General features: G+C 35.8%; 16 protein-coding genes. 14 read left to right on the top strand and 2 right to left on the bottom strand.

Annotated elements, in window-relative coordinates; all coding sequences use genetic code 11:
- The first annotated feature begins 125 nt into the window (after window positions 1-125).
- From urtB to ureG, 8 genes are read left to right on the top strand one after another with little or no spacing between them, the layout of a single operon-like run.
- Window positions 126-1,721, top strand: a complete 1,596-nt coding sequence (gene urtB, locus QMO11_RS18745; RefSeq protein ID WP_282039169.1) for an urea ABC transporter permease subunit UrtB — start codon at window positions 126-128, stop codon at window positions 1,719-1,721.
- Window positions 1,722-1,754: 33 nt separating this feature from the next.
- Window positions 1,755-2,810: an urea ABC transporter permease subunit UrtC gene (gene urtC / locus QMO11_RS18740; RefSeq protein ID WP_282039167.1), complete on the top strand. Its 1,056-nt coding sequence runs from the start codon at window positions 1,755-1,757 to the stop codon at window positions 2,808-2,810.
- A 20-nt stretch (window positions 2,811-2,830) separates the two neighbouring features.
- Window positions 2,831-3,589, top strand: coding sequence for an urea ABC transporter ATP-binding protein UrtD (gene urtD, locus QMO11_RS18735; RefSeq protein WP_075601918.1), 759 nt, complete (start codon window positions 2,831-2,833; stop codon window positions 3,587-3,589).
- 22 nt (window positions 3,590-3,611) lie between these two features.
- Window positions 3,612-4,325, top strand: coding sequence for an urea ABC transporter ATP-binding subunit UrtE (urtE, locus tag QMO11_RS18730; RefSeq protein ID WP_282039165.1), 714 nt, complete (start codon window positions 3,612-3,614; stop codon window positions 4,323-4,325).
- Window positions 4,326-4,345: 20 nt separating this feature from the next.
- Window positions 4,346-5,086 carry an urease subunit gamma gene (gene ureA / locus QMO11_RS18725; protein ID WP_282039164.1) on the top strand — a complete coding sequence of 247 codons (741 nt, stop codon included), beginning with the start codon at window positions 4,346-4,348 and terminating at the stop codon, window positions 5,084-5,086.
- A gap of 28 nt (window positions 5,087-5,114) precedes the next feature.
- Window positions 5,115-6,821: an urease subunit alpha gene (gene ureC / locus QMO11_RS18720; RefSeq protein WP_282039163.1), complete on the top strand. Its 1,707-nt coding sequence runs from the start codon at window positions 5,115-5,117 to the stop codon at window positions 6,819-6,821.
- A 9-nt stretch (window positions 6,822-6,830) separates the two neighbouring features.
- Complete coding sequence (locus QMO11_RS18715; RefSeq protein WP_282039162.1) at window positions 6,831-7,481, top strand: urease accessory protein UreF; 651 nt, start codon at window positions 6,831-6,833, stop codon at window positions 7,479-7,481.
- A 4-nt stretch (window positions 7,482-7,485) separates the two neighbouring features.
- Entirely contained in the window at window positions 7,486-8,208 is a 723-nt protein-coding gene (gene ureG / locus QMO11_RS18710; RefSeq protein ID WP_282039161.1) for an urease accessory protein UreG, read from the top strand.
- Window positions 8,209-8,268: 60 nt separating this feature from the next.
- On the opposite strand, the gene QMO11_RS18705 is transcribed toward ureG, so the two are convergent.
- On the bottom strand, window positions 8,269-9,105 hold the full coding sequence (locus QMO11_RS18705; protein ID WP_282039160.1) for an urease accessory protein UreD: 837 nt from the start codon (window positions 9,103-9,105) through the stop codon (window positions 8,269-8,271).
- A gap of 176 nt (window positions 9,106-9,281) precedes the next feature.
- Here QMO11_RS18705 and QMO11_RS18700 point away from each other — a divergent pair, with 176 nt between their 5' ends.
- The 6 genes from QMO11_RS18700 to QMO11_RS18675 all read left to right on the top strand — a co-directional run bounded on the left by QMO11_RS18700 (window position 9,282) and on the right by QMO11_RS18675 (window position 17,061).
- A complete protein-coding gene (locus QMO11_RS18700; protein WP_282039159.1) occupies window positions 9,282-11,105 on the top strand; it encodes a sensor histidine kinase in 1,824 nt (607 codons plus the stop codon).
- Window positions 11,106-11,138: 33 nt separating this feature from the next.
- A complete protein-coding gene (locus QMO11_RS18695; RefSeq protein WP_282039158.1) occupies window positions 11,139-11,792 on the top strand; it encodes a response regulator transcription factor in 654 nt (217 codons plus the stop codon).
- 101 nt (window positions 11,793-11,893) lie between these two features.
- Window positions 11,894-14,902 carry an AsmA family protein gene (locus tag QMO11_RS18690; protein ID WP_282039157.1) on the top strand — a complete coding sequence of 1,003 codons (3,009 nt, stop codon included), beginning with the start codon at window positions 11,894-11,896 and terminating at the stop codon, window positions 14,900-14,902.
- Window positions 14,903-14,909: 7 nt separating this feature from the next.
- Window positions 14,910-15,542 (top strand): thioredoxin domain-containing protein, encoded by a 633-nt coding sequence (locus QMO11_RS18685; protein ID WP_282039156.1) that lies wholly within the window; start codon window positions 14,910-14,912, stop codon window positions 15,540-15,542.
- Between the two features lie 62 nt (window positions 15,543-15,604).
- On the top strand, window positions 15,605-15,964 hold the full coding sequence (locus QMO11_RS18680; RefSeq protein ID WP_282039155.1) for a hypothetical protein: 360 nt from the start codon (window positions 15,605-15,607) through the stop codon (window positions 15,962-15,964).
- A 95-nt stretch (window positions 15,965-16,059) separates the two neighbouring features.
- Window positions 16,060-17,061 (top strand): FAD:protein FMN transferase, encoded by a 1,002-nt coding sequence (locus tag QMO11_RS18675; protein ID WP_282039154.1) that lies wholly within the window; start codon window positions 16,060-16,062, stop codon window positions 17,059-17,061.
- A 109-nt stretch (window positions 17,062-17,170) separates the two neighbouring features.
- On the opposite strand, the gene QMO11_RS18670 is transcribed toward QMO11_RS18675, so the two are convergent.
- A complete protein-coding gene (locus tag QMO11_RS18670; RefSeq protein ID WP_075601931.1) occupies window positions 17,171-17,422 on the bottom strand; it encodes a hypothetical protein in 252 nt (83 codons plus the stop codon).
- Window positions 17,423-17,478 lie beyond the last annotated feature (56 nt).

Here is a 17,478-nt window from a genome sequence, read left to right as displayed (position 1 = left end):
AAACCAAAAATCTTTAATAAATCCCCACTTCATTAAAAGGCATGCTCATATCTAGGTTTTGTAAGTGAATGAAGTCTAAAAACGAGTAAGCTGTATCAAGCCATTACACATCAAATAAATAAGCTATGCTAAAAAAAATATTACTCCTTCTTATGGTTATGTTGGCCTTTGTTAAGCCAATATTTTCGATGGAGCAAGATAGTTGCATTCAAATTATTTTGCAGAAGGATAAAGTAAGTTTTGATGAGGCAGCACATCAAATATGTGAACGTAAATCAATAGGCGATATTCGCTTTGCTGCAGCTATATTAGAAAAACGACTCTATAAAAACCAAACCATAGCACTTACAAAATATAAAGGTAATGATGATTACGTTCCTGTATTCTCTACTACCTCAACTGGTTTTTCTAAAGATAGAATTCAAGAAGTAAAATTATCGCGCAAGCAACGCTTGGCATTTTCGTCACTAAGTAAATATTGTAATTTAATTAGTGCCAAACCCGAAGTGCGCATCATGGGATATCAGCTATTAATTTCCAAAGGAATGTTGAGCGATGCCCCCATCGTAAATGCTTTTATAAAGGAGGAGTTAGATGAAAAAGTGCGCCTCAGTGCTCAATCTGCTTTGATGGGAATTATGCTGCGCAGCGACGATTTGAGAGATCAAGATGAAGCTTTATTGCAAATGGCAAAGTCCCGCTCGGGTATCTTTGTAAATGCTTTAAAAGATTATGCTGAGCTTAATGCAGAAGATGCAGGAAGGGCAGAAAAGGCTAATTCTATCATTAGATATATTCATAGAAAAGAGGTTTTTGTAAACTTTATACAAAACTTGTTTAGTGGCATTAGCTTAGGTAGTATATTGTTACTGGTTGCACTCGGCTTATCCATTATATATGGTTTAGGGGGTGTAATAAATATGAGCCATGGCGAGTTTGTAATGATTGGTGCTTACACTACCTTCTGTATGCAGCAAATTTTTATAGCAGCCTTTCCTCCAGTCTGGTTCGATTTCTTCTACATTATGTCCATTCCTTTTGCTTTTATTACATCGGGCCTTATGGGTTTGTTAATTGAGCGACTTATAATAAAACATCTTTACGGAAGACCCTTGGAAAGTTTATTGGCTACTTGGGGTGTAAGTTTAATGTTGATTCAGTTGTGTAGAACCATATTTGGTGATGTAACTGCAGTTAAGGCACCTTCGTTTTTAAATGGTGGTATAGAAGTAATTGAAGGCTTAATGCTTCCTTATAATAGGTTGTTTATAATTGGATTAACCGCTTTTATGGTGGTGATAACTTATTTGGTTTTCAATAAATCGCGTTTAGGTTTAAAAATCCGATCGGTAACTCAAAATAGAAACATGAGTTCATGTGTGGGAATCAATACAAAACAAATAGATTCACTTACGTTCATGTTGGGGTCGGGCTTAGCTGGTGTTGCTGGTTGTGCCATGACTTTAATAGGTAATGTGGTGCCTGATATGGGACAAACGTTTATTGTAGATTCCTTTTTGGTGGTTGTAACCGGAGGGGTTGGTAAACTCGTCGGAACCATTGTTTCTGCAATGGGCATTGGAGTGCTGTCTAAGATATTCGAATTCTTCTTTCAAGCCGTATATGGTAAGGTAGTTATGCTCGGCATCATCATTATTTTCCTTCAGTTTAAACCTAAAGGACTGTTTCCCGATAAGGGAAGACATAGTGATGATGATTAATTAAAAAGGTTCTGAATATTAAAAAGAGATATCATGATAAAAGATAATAAATACTATATACTGTTCTTCGTTGTTTTTATGATTTTACTGCCATTGGCTTATGTAGTTGGATTGGTAGATATAAATACAATAACGCTGTGGGGACGCTATTTTTGTTTTGCCATAGCAGCTATTGGTGTTGATTTAATTTGGGGGTATACTGGCATATTGAGTATGACTCAAGCCTTATTCTTCTGTTTCGGAGCTTACGGAATGGGTATGTACTTAACTTTAAGTAATCTTCCGGCCGGAACAACATTGCCTGCTTTTATGACTTGGAATCAAGTGAGTGAATTGCCTTTGTTTTGGCAGCCTTTTGAGTCCTTTCCGGCTGCAATGGCCTTGGCTTTATTTGTGCCAGCCGCTTTTGCTGCTGTTTTTGGTTTCTTTGTATTCCGAAGTCGCATCAAAGGGGTATACTTTGCCATTATCACTCAAGCATTAGCTTTGGCTATGTTCTTGGTTTTTTCTCGTAACGAAACCATGTTAGGTGGTACCAATGGATTAACTGATTTTAAAACGATTCTTGGTTTCGATTTGCGCAGTAGTAATACCAAGTTGGCTTTGTACATCATCAGCTTTAGCGTATTGTGTTTGGTTTTTGTGTATGCTAAAAACCTGGTAAAATCAAAATTCGGAAAGTCTTTAGTAGCCATCCGTGATAGCGAAAGTAGAATGCGTTTTACAGCTTATAAAGTAACCAATTATAATATTGTAATTTTTGTAATTGCAGCTGTTATAGCCGCCATAGGAGGTATTTTATATTTACCTCAAACAGGAATTATCACACCCGGTAGAATGAGCGTTCAGGCCTCCATCGAAATGGTTGTATGGGTTGCTCTCGGTGGGCGAGGGAGTGTTAAAGGTGCTGTAATTGGTGCCCTGTTGGTCAATTTAATGTATAGCATATTTACTTCTCTTATGCCAGGTGCCTGGTTATATGTTCTGGGTGGTCTCTTTATTGTAACGGTTCTTTATCTCGATAAGGGAATTGTAGGCTTATTTGATCAATTAAAGCAGAAGTTTTACCCAGTAAAGTCAAATTCTTAAAACATCTAAAAAACAATATTATGCTAGTAGTTAATAATCTTTTTGTTTCGTTTGGTGGTGTAACAGCTCTGAATCTTGAACGTTTTTCAGTAAAAGAAAATGAACTTAGGGTAATTATTGGGCCCAATGGTGCTGGTAAATCTACCTTTATGGATATTATTTGTGGAAAAACAAAAGCCCAAAAAGGATCTGTTCTTTTTAAAGGACAAGAGTTGATGGGGATGGCAGAGGTAGATATTGCTAAAATGGGTGTGGGACGTAAGTTTCAAAAGCCATCTATTTTTTCGGGCTTATCTGTTTTCGATAATTTATTGTTGGGTATTAAAACGCACAAAAATGTGTTTTCTACCTACTTCTATAAGTTAAAGAGTCATCATAACGATAAAATATATGAGGTTGCTAAAATGGTTGGTCTTATAGATGATTTACAATCTTTGGCAGGCAGTCTTTCGCATGGTAAAAAGCAATGGTTAGAAATTGCCATAGTGATGTTGCAGGATGCGGATTTGATGTTGATTGATGAGCCCGCAGCCGGAATGTCGGATATTGAAGCCGAGAAAACTGGCGAGTTATTAGTGGAGGCTAGCAAAACACATAGTGTTATTGTTATTGAGCACGATATGAAATTTGTAGAGCAAATTGCCATTGATAAGGTAAATGTACTGGTGCGAGGCGAAATGTTGACCGAAGGTACTTTTGATGAGATTAAAAATAACAAAGATGTAATTGATTGTTATTTGGGAAGTCCTGATTCGGCGCAGGAAGCAAAGGTTGCATAGTAATACAGATTAAATTGATTTTATGGCAAGGAGTATACATATGAAGGTTGAAGGTTTAGAGGCAGCCTATGGCGAAAGTCAGGTGCTGTGGGGAACCGATATATCTGTTGAAAAAGGAAAAATTACCACTATTATGGGCCGCAATGGCGTGGGTAAAACCACAACGATGCGTACCATAATGGGTTTACTTAAAAATAAAGGTGGATCAATAATATATAAGGGGCAAGATATTTCAAAATTGCCCACCTATAAAAGAAGTCGTATGGGTATTGGCTTTGTGCCTCAAGGTCGTGAGATTATCCCTAAATTAACTGTTTACGAGAATCTTCAAATTGGTTTGGAAGCCAACCCTGATAAAAAGGCCAAAGTGCCGGAGGAGGAAATTTATGCCATGTTTCCCATTCTGAAGGATTTTAGAAACCGACCAGGAGGGAACTTGAGTGGCGGGCAGCAGCAACAATTGGCCATTGGTAGAGCTTTGTGTGGAGACCCCGATATTTTACTACTTGATGAGCCAACGGAGGGTATTCAGCCATCCATAACCTATGAAATTGGGAGTGTCCTCCAAAAATTATCAAAAGAAAAAGAGATATCAGTGCTTTTGGTGGAGCAGAAATTTGATTTTGCGAAGCGTATCTCAGACTATTTTTATATTTTAGACCGCGGAAAGGTTATTCAAGAAGGTGGAGCGTTTTCTATCGATCAAGATCTTTTAAAAAGTAACTTAAGCTTATAAAATCCAGTAAACGATAATTCATGCATTTATCCCCAAAAGACATTGAAAAAATAATGCTGCACAATGCAGGTGTTATTGCTCAAAAGAGATACGCCCGTGGTATTTTATTAAATTATCCCGAAACCATTGCACTAATTTCTACACAGCTATTGGAATTTATTCGCGAGGGTGCTTCGGTGGCTGAGCTAATGGATAGGGGTAAAAAAATATTGGGTATTGATGATGTGATGGAAGGTGTTGAGAGTCTGGTTCATGAAGTTCAGGTAGAGGGTACTTTCCCCGATGGAACAAAATTAGTTACGGTACATCAGCCAATTTGCGATACTCAACTCAATAATAATTGGGCCTTGTATGGTTCCGGACTTACTAAAGCTGATGCTAAACTGCAAGTTGATAATATTGTAAATGCTCAGCCTGGTAATATTATGGTTTCCGATATGCCTATCATTCTAAATGAGGATAGAAAGTTAATCACTATTGAAGTTTGTAATGTTGGTGATAGACCAATTCAGGTGGGTTCTCATTATAATTTTATTGATACAAATGCAGCTTTAAAGTTTGATAGATTACAAACCTTAGGTTTCCGACTAAATATTCCGGCAGGTACCGCTATTCGTTTTGAGCCAGGTGAGAAAAAAATGGTAGAATTGGTTGAAGTGGCCGGTACCAAAGAAATATACGGAGGAAATAATGTGGTTGATGGAGCAATAGATTCAGTTTCTCACGATACCATTTCTGAGAGAGTAAAAAATATAATATAAGCACAACTTTACAATAAATATAAAACCTATGTCGCGCACAATAGATAGAAAAGCTTATGCTGATATGTATGGTATTACCACAGGGGATAAATTGACTTTGGGAGATACCAATTTAGTTATTGAGGTTGAAAAAGATTTTACCAGTTATGGTGATGAGTGTAAGTTTGGCGGAGGTAAAGTTTTGCGCGACGGAATGGGGCAGGCATCGGGTATAACCCGAAAAGATGCTTTAGATACGGTAATTACCAATGCTTTGGTGATTGATTATTCGGGTATATATAAAGCCGATATTGGACTAAAAAATGGACGCATTCATGCCATTGGTAAAGCGGGTAATCCGCACGTAATGCCAAATGTTGATCCGCAAATGATTGTAGGTGCTTCAACAGAGGTAATCGCTGGCGAGGGTCATATTGTTACAGCCGGCGGTATCGATACGCACATTCATTATATCTGTCCGCAACAGGCCAACGAGGCTTTGGCTTCAGGAGTTACTACTTTTTTAGGTGGCGGAACAGGACCAGCAACAGGTACCAATGCTACAACTTGTACGCCGGGCGCTTTTCATATTAAAAGTATGCTTAAGGCAACGGATCATATTCCCATGAATTTCGGGTTTTTAGGAAAAGGAAATACTTCACATCCCGAGGCTATTATAGAACAAATAAAAGCCGGTGTGTGCGGATTAAAGCTGCACGAGGATTGGGGTTCAACTCCCGCTGCTATAGATAATTGTTTATCCGTAGCTGATGATTACGATGTTCAAGTTTGTATCCATACCGATACACTTAACGAAAGCGGTTTTGTAGAATCGTCGCGAGCTGCTTTTAAAAACAGAACCATTCATACCTATCATACCGAGGGTGCCGGAGGTGGGCATGCGCCAGATATTATTAGTTTATGTGGCGATAAAAATGTGATTCCTTCATCCACCAATCCAACACGACCTTTTACCAATAATACTATCCACGAGCATTTAGATATGTTAATGGTTTGTCATCATTTGGATAAAAATATTCCTGAAGATGTGGCCTTTGCCGAAAGTAGAATCCGCGAAGAAACCATTGCTGCCGAAGATATTCTGCACGATATGGGCGCTTTATCTGTAATTGCTTCCGATTCTCAGGCCATGGGTAGAGTAGGAGAAGTGATTTGCCGCACTTGGCAAACAGCATCTAAAATGAAAGAGCAAAGAGGTTTCTTGGATGAGGATGAGTATGCTGATAATTTTAGAGTAAAAAGATACATTGCAAAATACACCATTAATCCGGCCATAGCCCACGGATTTTCTCATGAAGTAGGATCAATAGAAGCCGGAAAATTGGCCGATTTAGTATTGTGGAAGCCTGCTTTTTTTGGTGCCAAACCTGAGATTATAGTTAAAGGAGGCGTTATTGTGCAGGCGCAGATGGGCGATCCCAATGCATCAATACCAACGCCGCAGCCCTCATTTTCACGCGAAATGTTTGGCGCTTTAGGTAAGGAAGTAGGAAATACCTCATGCGTATTAATTTCTAAAGACTCTTTAGATGAGGTGAAAAATTATGGCTTAAGTAAAACACCTTTGGTGGTAAAAAACTGTCGTAATATTTCAAAATTAGATATGAAATTAAACGATACCTTGCCACAGATAACTGTGGATCCAGAAACCTATAAGGTAATTGCCGATGGGGAACATTTAACCTGCGATCCGGCCAATAAAGTACCTTTGGCTCAACTATACAATTTATTTTAAGCTACCAGAATGCACGCTTCTCTTTTAACACTATTTCATTTGGCCGACTCGGCCTTGCCTGTGGGTGGCTATGCCTATTCCAATGGCTTAGAGTATGCCGTTAAGTCGGGTTTAATTGCAAGTGTAAAAGAATTGCAGCTATACCTAAAGGATTACACCGTGCAAGTATTGCATTATGAAATACCGTACGTAAAATCGGCCTTTGAGGCTGATGGTGTACAGCAATTGCTTCAGGTATCCGAACATTACAATGCATCCTTATTAAATCCTCTGATTAAAAAAGCGGGTTTAATTTTGGGTAATAACTGGCTGCGCTTGTTGCGCGAACTCAATGCTTCTTTAATGGCTCCTGAAAAAATAGATCAGGATTTTCCGCTTGTATTTGGTTTTATGGCCAAGCAATTGAATTTATCGTTCAGCGATTGCTGTCAGCTGTATGTTTTTATGGCTGTGCGCGATCAAATTAGTGCTCTCATTCGTTTGGGAACCGTAGGGCCTGTAAAAGCGCATCAGATTCAAAATGAACTATTGGAACATTTAAATAGTACGCTACAAAATAAAGAAATTGCAGATTATTCACAGGCCTATAAAAGTGCCTATCTGTTGGAAATGATGCAACTTTCACACAATTCATTATACACAAAACTATTTCAAAACTAAAAATATGTATTACTATAAAGGAGCTACCGCACATATGCAATTTCATAATGATTCATGGGAGAATCCTGGATTTTACCAGAATCGCGAATTGGTACTTCAGGAACGTGATTATAAAAAAAGAGCCTTTACGGTTGGGATCGGTGGTCCTGTAGGAACGGGCAAAACAGCCTTGTTATTACAGTTGTGTAATGCGCTTAAGGATAAAATGAATATTGCGGTGGTTACCAACGATATATTTACGCAGGAAGATGCCGAATTTTTAACAAAAAAAGGAGCGCTACCTGCTGATAAAATTATTGGTGTAGAGACAGGAGGTTGTCCACATGCAGCCATTCGTGAAGATGTATCGCAAAATATTGCGGCCTTAGAAGAACTGATGACTAGACATGCAGATACTGAAATTTTATTTGTAGAAAGTGGTGGCGATAATTTGGCTGCACACTTTAGTCGCGAATTGGTCGATTTTTCTATTTATGTAATTGATGTTTCAGGTGGCGATAAAATTCCACGTAAAGGTGGACCAGGAATTACTCAAGCCGATTTATTGGTCATCAATAAAATAGATATCGCCCACCTAGTAAATGCTAGTTTAGAGGTGATGGACAGGGATACCAAAAAAATGCGTCAGGATGGACCATTTGTTTTTGCCCGTGCTTCTGATGGTCATAATTTAGATGTGATTATTGATCATGTTTTACATGCGCGTAAGCATGCCTTAGAAGACTAACACTCTAGTAAGACAAAAGAAAATAGAATAAGGTGCTAATTATTGGCACCTTTTTTTATGCTAAAACTTCCTTTCGTAAGGATTATATTCAAGAAGACTCTCGTGCTTAAAACAAACCCCCAACTCTTCCATTATATCCTTTAGTGTGGTCAGTTCCTGGGCCGAAGCTCGCATAATAAAAACATCATCATTAATTCGTTCTCCACTAATCAATAACTTAGGTTTTTGTTCCTGTTTTTTAGTTCTAAGCTTATCAATAGTAGCAGATATCATCTGTTCAATTACTTCGATTCGTATATCTTGTTTTTTGCCAACAATAAAGAGGTTTATAAAAGAAGTGTGGTGATGAAATAAGGCTGGCGAAGTACACTGCTGTTTGTCAGGTTGTATTTCAAAGCGATCTAGCACAACAGGTTTTGTACCTAGATATATTTCAGTGGATGATGAAAAGGCTTTAAAATCCCATATTTCGCCCATATGAATCCTTCCGCCACCTATCCAATCGCAATAAATTAGCGCTGCGCCATTGTTTAAATTAAAGATGCTTTGTTGGTTTAGACTACTATCTTTCTGTAATATTAGCGGGTCGTTTAACTGTACGAATAAGCTTTCAGTATCAAGTTTTATATTTTGGGTAAGCGTACAACTATCTCCATTATCCGATTTGTATATTCTCGAATTAGCTTGTGTGCTAAATAAAGTTTTTGTGTTTGCTTCACAGTTGATATCTAACTCCACAACATCTCCTTGTACCATTCCTCCTCCATAATTGGAGCTTACAATATGGCATGCCTTTGTGTGGGTTTTGGGGTTCAGTATTTTAAGGGGTTTTTCGTTAATCAGACTGGTAATTCTACTCTTATCAGAAATGTTTTTAATACTAACAGATGTGCTCATATTTATTGGTCTACGTAAGTATTTTTCAAAAGTAATTAATTATTTAATATCTGAGTGTTAACAGGAGGTTTGAATTGTAAATGTATTTAAAATAGCCTTTTATTATACTGAATGAAGGGGGTGATGTGTTTATTGTTAAATTTTAGTAGTTTTGAGGACTTAATAATCACTTACGTATGTTTCAATTTCAGTCAGATAAAAAACACGTTTTAAGTCGCAGTCAGCATACCTTAAAATATTACCGTTACTCTTATCTTATTGCCTTGTTTTTTATTGCAGTACTAAGTATCGTTTCTCAGGTATTGGTGCAACGCCATTTAAGCAGACAAATAGATGACTCGCATCTTGTGAATTATGCGGCGCGTCTCAGAACAAACAGTCAAACTCTTGTGAAGTTGGCTTTGGTGGTTGAGAGTGATAGAGAAAATAAATCGGCCGTAAAAGATTTTAAAACTACTTTAAGTCAACTCAAACGAACCCACGAAAGTCTGCGATATGGAAATGATTTTTTAGACTTGCCTGTCAATAGAAACGAAGACACCGAAGAGCTTTTTAATATCATTGATTCCCCCTTTAAATCGATGCTTGAATTAGGTTATAATTTACAAATGGTGATGGATGTAAAAGGCCCCATTAATAAAGAATTGCTTACAATTTATCTCGATCGTTTTATGAAATACGAGAAATCATATCTTCTGGGTATGGAGATGATTGTTTTTGATTATGACCGTAATTCGCGCAAAAATATAGCAGTTCTAAAAACCATTGAATATACCTTGTTGGCTATTGTTTTATTTGTATTATTTCTCGAAGCCTTATTTATTTTTGTGCCCTTATCAAGGCGTATCAAAGTTACCTTTAACGAATTGATAAAATCCAAGGATGAGGCCTCAGGTTTAGCCAAAAAGTTAAAGCGAGCCAACGAAGTGCTCATTAGTAATCATAGAGAAATTAACGATATAAATTACGCACTTGAAAAAGCAACCTTTCTGGTTAAAACAGATGCCAAGGGTAAAATTATTTATGCAAATGATAAGTACTGTCATTTAACCAAATACTCGCTTGCCGAATTAACAGGTAAGCCCTTGTTTTATAATAAAAATTCTACTCAACGAAGTATTATTTACGAGCATATTAATGATGCCGATAATCGCGAAATTTGGCAAGGAGAAGTTTTTGACCATGCTTCTGACGATTCTGGTTTTTGGCTCGATGTTACTTTGATGCCCATTGTTAACCGTTCAAAAGAAATTTATCAATATTTGATGATTGGTGCTAATATTAGTGAGCGTAAAAAAACAGCTCAGAAGCTTCAAATTCTGATGGAAGAAAAAATGAAGCGTCAGGAAGAAATGCAAAAAGTGCTGTCGTCATCTATGGTAGCCGGACAAGAGAAAGAGCGAAAGCGTGTTGCAGCAGAAATACATGATGGTATCGGACAAATGTTAACATCGTTAAAAATGCGCATTGAAATGATTCATGAGCAAGGCGCATGTGATTCGTCAAACGTAAACGAAATTCATACTTTAATATCATCTGTAATTACAGAAACACGCAGAATAATTGCTGAGTTATTACCAAGTGTGCTCGAAGATTTTGGTCTAGTTCCTGCCATACAAGACTTTATTGGAAAGATTGAGCAAAATCATAATATTACCGTTGAATCCAATATATTTTTGAGCGAAACTAAACTGCTCAAAAATGTTGAATTAGGCATTTATCGTATTTTGCAAGAATCAGTTAATAATGTACTAAAACACGCTGATGCAGATGTGATTAGTATTCATTTAGAAGAGGATGTGGAGTTTATAACATTAGAGGTGACCGATAACGGAAAAGGTTTTGTATTTAATAAACAAAGTACCTACGATACGCCTTTAGGTATAAATTCTCATGGCTTATCAAACATGAAAGAAAGGGCGAAGTTAATGGATGCCAATTTAGAGATTGATACTGCACCTGATAAGGGAACTGTATTAAGGCTTCAAATTCCATTGTAATGATGGCAGTATAAAATGACAATATTTTAAGAAATGAAAAATAATATATTAATAGTTGACGATCATGAAATATTCAGAAATGGTGTTCGTCAGTTGCTTGAGAAGGAAACCGATATTGAGGTGATAGGTGAAGCTGAAGATGGTGTTGAGGCTATTGAAAAGGCCAACTTGTTAAAACCTAATATTGTTTTGATGGATATATCAATGCCAAATCTATCAGGTATTGAAGCGGCTAAAAACATTTTGGCTGCACATCAGGATATTAAAGTTTTGCTACTTTCTTTATACGATAAAAAGGAATACGTGCTTAAAGCAATAAAAATGGGTGCCCATGGTTATATTTTAAAGGATGAACCCAATAAAGTCTTTTTAAAAGCAATACGAAAGGTAAGCAGTGGCGATTTTTACTACTCGGGAGATATCAGTCATGTAATTATTCAAAACCTGACTAGTTTAAGTTCGTCTTCGAAGGTTAAGGAGGAAGAGGTAAGATATCATTTGTCGAAACGCGAAGTGCAGATATTGACAGAAATTGCAAGTGGAAATAGTAATAAAGTAATTTCAGAAAATTTTGGAGTGAGTATACGAACTATCGAGTCTCATCGACAAAACATTATGCGTAAACTGCGAGCCTCAAATATTGAAGATGCCATCAGTAGAGCTAAACTCGAAGATATTATTTCTTAGTTTATTAATTTAAATTAGAATAGAAATATTTAAATTCGCAGCATAAGTAGTTTGAATTTGGTTTATTCGTTACTGCTTATCTGATACTCAAAAAATACCCTATGTCCACAAAAAAGCTCATAAGAAATCTACTCTTTATAATAATAGGATTTATTCTCACCCTAGTTATTTTAGCCAATGTATTTAAAGATGCAGTGGTTGCTAAAGTACTTGAGCGAAGTGCAAGCTCGTTTAATGTACCCCTTACTGTTGGTGAGGTTAATTTAACTTTGATCCGGAAGTTTCCTTTGGCAACAATAGAGTTTAATAATATTCTACTTTTAGATAGTCTTCAGAATCGTCCTAACGATACTATTTTGTCGGTGAACAAGCTATATGCTTCGTTGGATATTATGCAGTTAATTGACGGTAATGTTTTTGTAAAGAAAGTGGAAGTAAATGGGGCTACCGCCAACTACACAATTGATAGTGCAGGGGTATCAAACCTTGATTTTATTTTTGAAGCAATGGCCTATGATTCCTCAAAAGTGGAAGAGCCTGATACTAGTAAACTTCAAGGAATATTTGAGCTTGAAGATTTAATTTTAGAGGATATCACCTTAAAATATTCTGATGCAGGTTTGCACTTATCATCAATTATTAATCTTCCAGAAGTAAATGTAAGAGGAGAAGTTACTCCATCGGGCTATATGGCTGCCATAGATGGAAGCGCTAGACTTAATAATGCAAATTACGATACTTATCGTCTTGAAGATTTAAGTTCGAGCGTAATTAGTTTCGATTTATCTGCTATCAACGATTCAATACAGGTGAATGAATTAAAGGTGAATGCTCCACATACCAGTGCCACGTTTAGTGGCCAAGTTATTAATGGTAAGTGGCCTTATCTCGACCTAAAATATGCAGGAGAAATTAGTAGCTTAAAGCATCTAATCAATTTATTACCACAAAAATTAATAAAAGAATACAAGATACATCGGTTAGATGGTGGAGTTGCTTTAAGCGGAACTGTAAAGGGTTTGTTAAGTGACACTTTATTGCCGCGTATAGATGCTAGCTATGCAATTGAAAATCTTACTTTAGAGTACGATACTTTACCAGTTATTGATCACTTAGCTCTAAAAGGCTCTTATACCAATGGTTTATTGGCATCCAACAGCACCACACAAATATATATTGCCAATTTTGAGGCAAATACAATGAACAACAAATTTACAGCTAGTGGTGATATTAAGAATCTTGATGAGATTTTTTATAATCTGAAATTAGGAGCCAATGTTAATTTAAATGATTGGATAGCATATGTGCCGGATAATATGGTGCAAAAAATGAATGGTAAAGTATATGCTTCGTTGCAAACATCAGGGGTATTGCCCGATTCAATTACCGATGATTATATTGAGTATGCTATTGAAAGATCAGTATTAAGATTAAATGCAAATAATATTAGTATCAAGATGGACTCGGTTCCAGAAATCAAAAATCTTTCTGGTAAGCTTAAATATATTAACCGTGATATTAAATTATCAGAACTAAAAGTAAAAGTTCCAGAATATAATGTTGATATAACTGATGGTGTATTGGGTACTAAATATAGAGGAAGCATTTACGATGTGGATAACATGACCTTTAATATAGATACATTTAGACTAGAGCTAAATAATTCTAGTAATTTTGGGGGTTCAGGTTATTTAGCGAGTATAAATTCTGGTGAGTATTGGTTGAAAGCCTATACTGATTTAAATTTAAATGAAATTAAACCCATGATTCCGGATACCCTTGTTACTGAACTGGAAGGGCAGGTTGTAGCTTCATTTATTTCCGCGGGTAAATTTAATATAGATTCTATTGTTGATCAAAGTGTTGATTTGCTATTGCGCGATAGTCGCTTATCTGTTAAAACGGAGAGTTTAACTGTTCATACTTTAGATAGTTTAGCAGGAATTGATAATTTAACAACTCAAGTTGAATATAATGATGATCTATTAAGCCTTAACAAAACTTCGGGTACTTATAATTCTATTGATTTTGCAGTTGATTCTGCAAGTATCGCAAATTTGTATAACGCTTATTTCTTAAATAATGCAGATACCATCTTTGTAAAAGGGAATTATAACGCAGGTGATCTTGATTATGCATTCTTAACTGCATTTATGCCTGAAGAAGATTCTTCTGATAACAATGAATCAAGTAAGTCTGAAGAAGAGGAGCTATGGACTTATAAATTCCAAGGTAAGGTTGGGGTCAATAGCTTTAAATATGGCAAAGCTATATTCGAAGATATGAGTTCGAAAGTATTAGTAGAACCAGATTATTATGTGGCAGATGGATTTAAAGTAAGAGCTTTTGGCGGAGATATGGTTGCTTCTGCTAAATATGAGGTTGGGAGTGAAACATATTCTGTTGCTCAATATAAGTTGGATCTTAAAGGAATGGATATTCAGCAACTGTTTACTGATTTCGATGACTTTCACGAATATTTGGATGAAGGAGAAGAGCCCTTTATTACGAGTAAGCAAGTAACAGGAATTCTTTCGTCACACATGGATGGTCGAGTAATATTTGGGGAGGATTATGAAGTTAATTATGATTCTCTGCAAGTAAAAGGGAATCTTCATTTAGATAAGGGTTCTCTAATAAATGTGCAAGCAGTTAAGGATGTTGAAGATATTCCGATGATTGGATTGAAGGGGTTAGATAATCTTCAGTTTAGTACGCTAGATAGTAAGATCTTTATTTTTAAAAATAAATGGTACGTTCCATCTACTGAAATTAGGTCTTCTTCTTTTGATGCCAACTTTTTTGGGATGTCTAGTTTTAAAGAAGATTATTCCTATCATATTAGGGTTTTTCTAGGTGAAGTTTTAGCTAGTAAGTCTAAGAAAAACCTTGCAAAACAAGCCAAAGAAAATGGGTTTGAGCAGGATGATGCTACAAAAGGAAGAACATCTTTATATCTAGTTTCGCGTATGATCGAAGGTCGATCTAAGGCATGGTTTGATAAGAAAAAAGATAGGGATAAAATGAAAAAGACAATAAGAGCTCAGCAAGGTGCACTTAATTTTATATTTTTCCCTAAGCTAGTGAATTTTGAAACTGGGGTTGAGTAAAATGAATATGAGTAAAACGCATTTTATTTCGTACATCATATCATTTGTAGTATTGACCTTGTTAGTATTAAAGCTTGTCACTTATTTTCAAGGTGAAAACCCGATGAAATTAAGCATTGATACTAAAATTACTCAAGAAGCTAATGATATTGTGTTTGGAAATAATGCTGCCGAAATAAGCATAATCATGTTTGGTAATTATAAATGTTCACATTGTATCTCGTTTTTTAAAGAAACATTACCAACATTGGTAGGAAATAAACACAACAAAAGTGATGTTAAAGTCGTTCTTAAGCTAGTGCCACTTTCTGAAAAAGTAAATGAGTTAAATGTATATAGCGACGCTTTATGTATATACAGGTATGGTGAATATGAGAAGTTTCATGAGATGCTTATCTATGATTTTAATCTGGTTAATACTATTGAGTATGACGATCTAATGCAGTATATTTCTCAACAAAATGAAGCAATAGCAAGTTGTAGAACCAATAATAATAACAAAGCGTATATTCATGCTAATAAGGAAATATTAAAGGAGTTGGGAGTCAAATCTACTCCAACTTTTATTATTGAGGATCGGGTTTATAAAGGGAATAAAACTTTAAAAGAATTTCAAGATATTCTTAATGAAGTATATTAAAATAGGTATTTTATAAGGAGAATAATAAATTGATGAGTTCAATAATCATAAAAAAAGACAAAATGAAGAAGGTTATTTTATTGCCAATTAGTTTAATGATGCTACTTGCCACTGTATTTGTAGCTTGTGAGAAAGATAGTGAAGATGTTTGCGAACGTTTTGATACGCCTACAACTTGTTCAATAGATGCAACTTATTGCGCTAACGATAGCTATGGGTACTATCTTTATAATGATAAAAAGTATACTTGCACTGATGATGATTGTGAAGATGCTATTAATCAAATATTGCAGGATGCTGAATGTGTTGTTGCATCTACAAATAGTTTAAAATCAGCTACAATAAATGATACGAAGATATTTATGCAAGATGTTGCAAAGCGTGTAATGGCCGAAGCCCGCGCCGCAGCAGGTTGTAACTAACAAAGAAATATTACAAGATTAAAAACCGATACTATATTAATAGTATCGGTTTTTTGTTTTTAGTTTATCTTTGCGCAAGACTAAAAAGCAATACAATGAAGATTAAATTACTATTAGTTCCTATCATTTTATTATTCCTTTCTTGCCAAGAGCAAGCAAAAGAATATGTAAAGATAGAAGGAACTATATTTGGGACCTATTATCATATTATTTATCAGCCTACTAAGAATACTGATTTACTTCAACCCATCAGTGAGGCATTAAATGCCGTCGATTGGTCCTTATCAACCTATAAAGATACCTCTATCATTAGTAGCTTCAATAAGAGTGCCAGCGGTATTGAAATTGATAGCCTCATGAAGGTTGTGTATTTAGCCGGAGAGGATGTTTACAAGCATTCAAATGGGGCTTTTGACATGACTGTGGGTGCATTGGTTAATGAATGGGGTTTTGGCTTTAAAAAACGTGATAATATTACCGACGAAAAAATACAAGAGTTATTAAGTCATGTTGGTATGCATCAAGTAACCTTAAAAGATAATTTCTTATCAAAAACAGATGCAGCCATAAAATTAGATGCCGCTGCTATAGCCAAGGGCTTCGGGGTTGATGTGGTTGCTAATGTATTAAAAGACCACGGAGTTAATAATTACATGGTAGAAATTGGTGGAGAAATTTGCGTTGGCGGTGTAAATACAAAAGGCGTAAAATGGAGGGTAGGCATTGATAAGCCAATAGACGATAAGTTGGCTTCAAGTCGTCCCTTGCAGGATATAATCTCAATATCAGAAGTTGCTTTAGCCACATCAGGTAACTATCGTAACTTTTATATTGAAGATGGAAAAAAGTATGCACACACCATAAGTCCCTTTACAGGATATCCTGTGCAACATAGCCTTTTAAGCGCATCAATAATAGCTCCAAACTGCATGTTAGCAGATGCCTATGCAACCGCATGTATGGTTATGGGAGTGGAAGAAAGTATGCAAATGATTGAAAACCTATCAGGTATTGAGGCTTATTTTATTTACGCTGATGCCGATGGAAATAATCAAGTAAAATATACCTCAGGGTTTGAAGAGTATATTGTAAAATAATAAAAACAAAGGGGAGTTAGAAATCGTTAAATTTCTAACTCCCCTTTGTTTATAAGATAATTAGTCTATTTCAGTGTTCGCTAAAACCTATTAACTAAAGACTAATTTATTAACAACTTAACGAATGGCTTTCTCCACTTTCGTCAAAATGAAGTGGCTTAACCTGAATATTCAGTTTGTTGTTTCTAGCTTGGCGATCTTGTGTTGTAGCACAAGAAATCCCTCTCTTTTGCATTTCCTTATTACTTCCAATATGCAAGTTTGGGAACTTACCATTCTTTTTAATTAATATCCCAATAGCCATTAAAACAAAAACAATGGCAATTAGTACAATGCTGGCTAATAATACTTTTATAAACATTTCGCTATATTTTATGAGTGCAAAACTACATATTATTTATCTATTTAATAAACAAA

It is taken from the genome of Saccharicrinis aurantiacus, from assembly GCF_947489045.1.
In the GTDB taxonomy this organism is placed as follows: Bacteria; Bacteroidota; Bacteroidia; order Bacteroidales; family Marinilabiliaceae; genus Saccharicrinis; species Saccharicrinis aurantiacus.
This window is presented reverse-complemented; position numbering and strand designations above follow the sequence as displayed.

Excerpts from the sequence above, each read along its gene's own strand:
- urtB (WP_282039169.1), top strand. The coding sequence starts at position 126 with ATGCTAAAAAAAATATTACTCCTTCTTATGGTTATGTTGGCCTTTGTT.
- urtC (WP_282039167.1), top strand. The coding sequence starts at position 1,755 with ATGATAAAAGATAATAAATACTATATACTGTTCTTCGTTGTTTTTATG.
- urtD (WP_075601918.1), top strand. The coding sequence starts at position 2,831 with ATGCTAGTAGTTAATAATCTTTTTGTTTCGTTTGGTGGTGTAACAGCT.
- urtE (WP_282039165.1), top strand. The coding sequence starts at position 3,612 with ATGGCAAGGAGTATACATATGAAGGTTGAAGGTTTAGAGGCAGCCTAT.
- ureA (WP_282039164.1), top strand. The coding sequence starts at position 4,346 with ATGCATTTATCCCCAAAAGACATTGAAAAAATAATGCTGCACAATGCA.
- ureC (WP_282039163.1), top strand. The coding sequence starts at position 5,115 with ATGTCGCGCACAATAGATAGAAAAGCTTATGCTGATATGTATGGTATT.
- QMO11_RS18715 (WP_282039162.1), top strand. The coding sequence starts at position 6,831 with ATGCACGCTTCTCTTTTAACACTATTTCATTTGGCCGACTCGGCCTTG.
- ureG (WP_282039161.1), top strand. The coding sequence starts at position 7,486 with ATGTATTACTATAAAGGAGCTACCGCACATATGCAATTTCATAATGAT.
- QMO11_RS18705 (WP_282039160.1), bottom strand. The coding sequence starts at position 9,105 with ATGAGCACATCTGTTAGTATTAAAAACATTTCTGATAAGAGTAGAATT.
- QMO11_RS18700 (WP_282039159.1), top strand. The coding sequence starts at position 9,282 with ATGTTTCAATTTCAGTCAGATAAAAAACACGTTTTAAGTCGCAGTCAG.
- QMO11_RS18695 (WP_282039158.1), top strand. The coding sequence starts at position 11,139 with ATGAAAAATAATATATTAATAGTTGACGATCATGAAATATTCAGAAAT.
- QMO11_RS18690 (WP_282039157.1), top strand. The coding sequence starts at position 11,894 with ATGTCCACAAAAAAGCTCATAAGAAATCTACTCTTTATAATAATAGGA.
- QMO11_RS18685 (WP_282039156.1), top strand. The coding sequence starts at position 14,910 with ATGAGTAAAACGCATTTTATTTCGTACATCATATCATTTGTAGTATTG.
- QMO11_RS18680 (WP_282039155.1), top strand. The coding sequence starts at position 15,605 with ATGAAGAAGGTTATTTTATTGCCAATTAGTTTAATGATGCTACTTGCC.
- QMO11_RS18675 (WP_282039154.1), top strand. The coding sequence starts at position 16,060 with ATGAAGATTAAATTACTATTAGTTCCTATCATTTTATTATTCCTTTCT.
- QMO11_RS18670 (WP_075601931.1), bottom strand. The coding sequence starts at position 17,422 with ATGTTTATAAAAGTATTATTAGCCAGCATTGTACTAATTGCCATTGTT.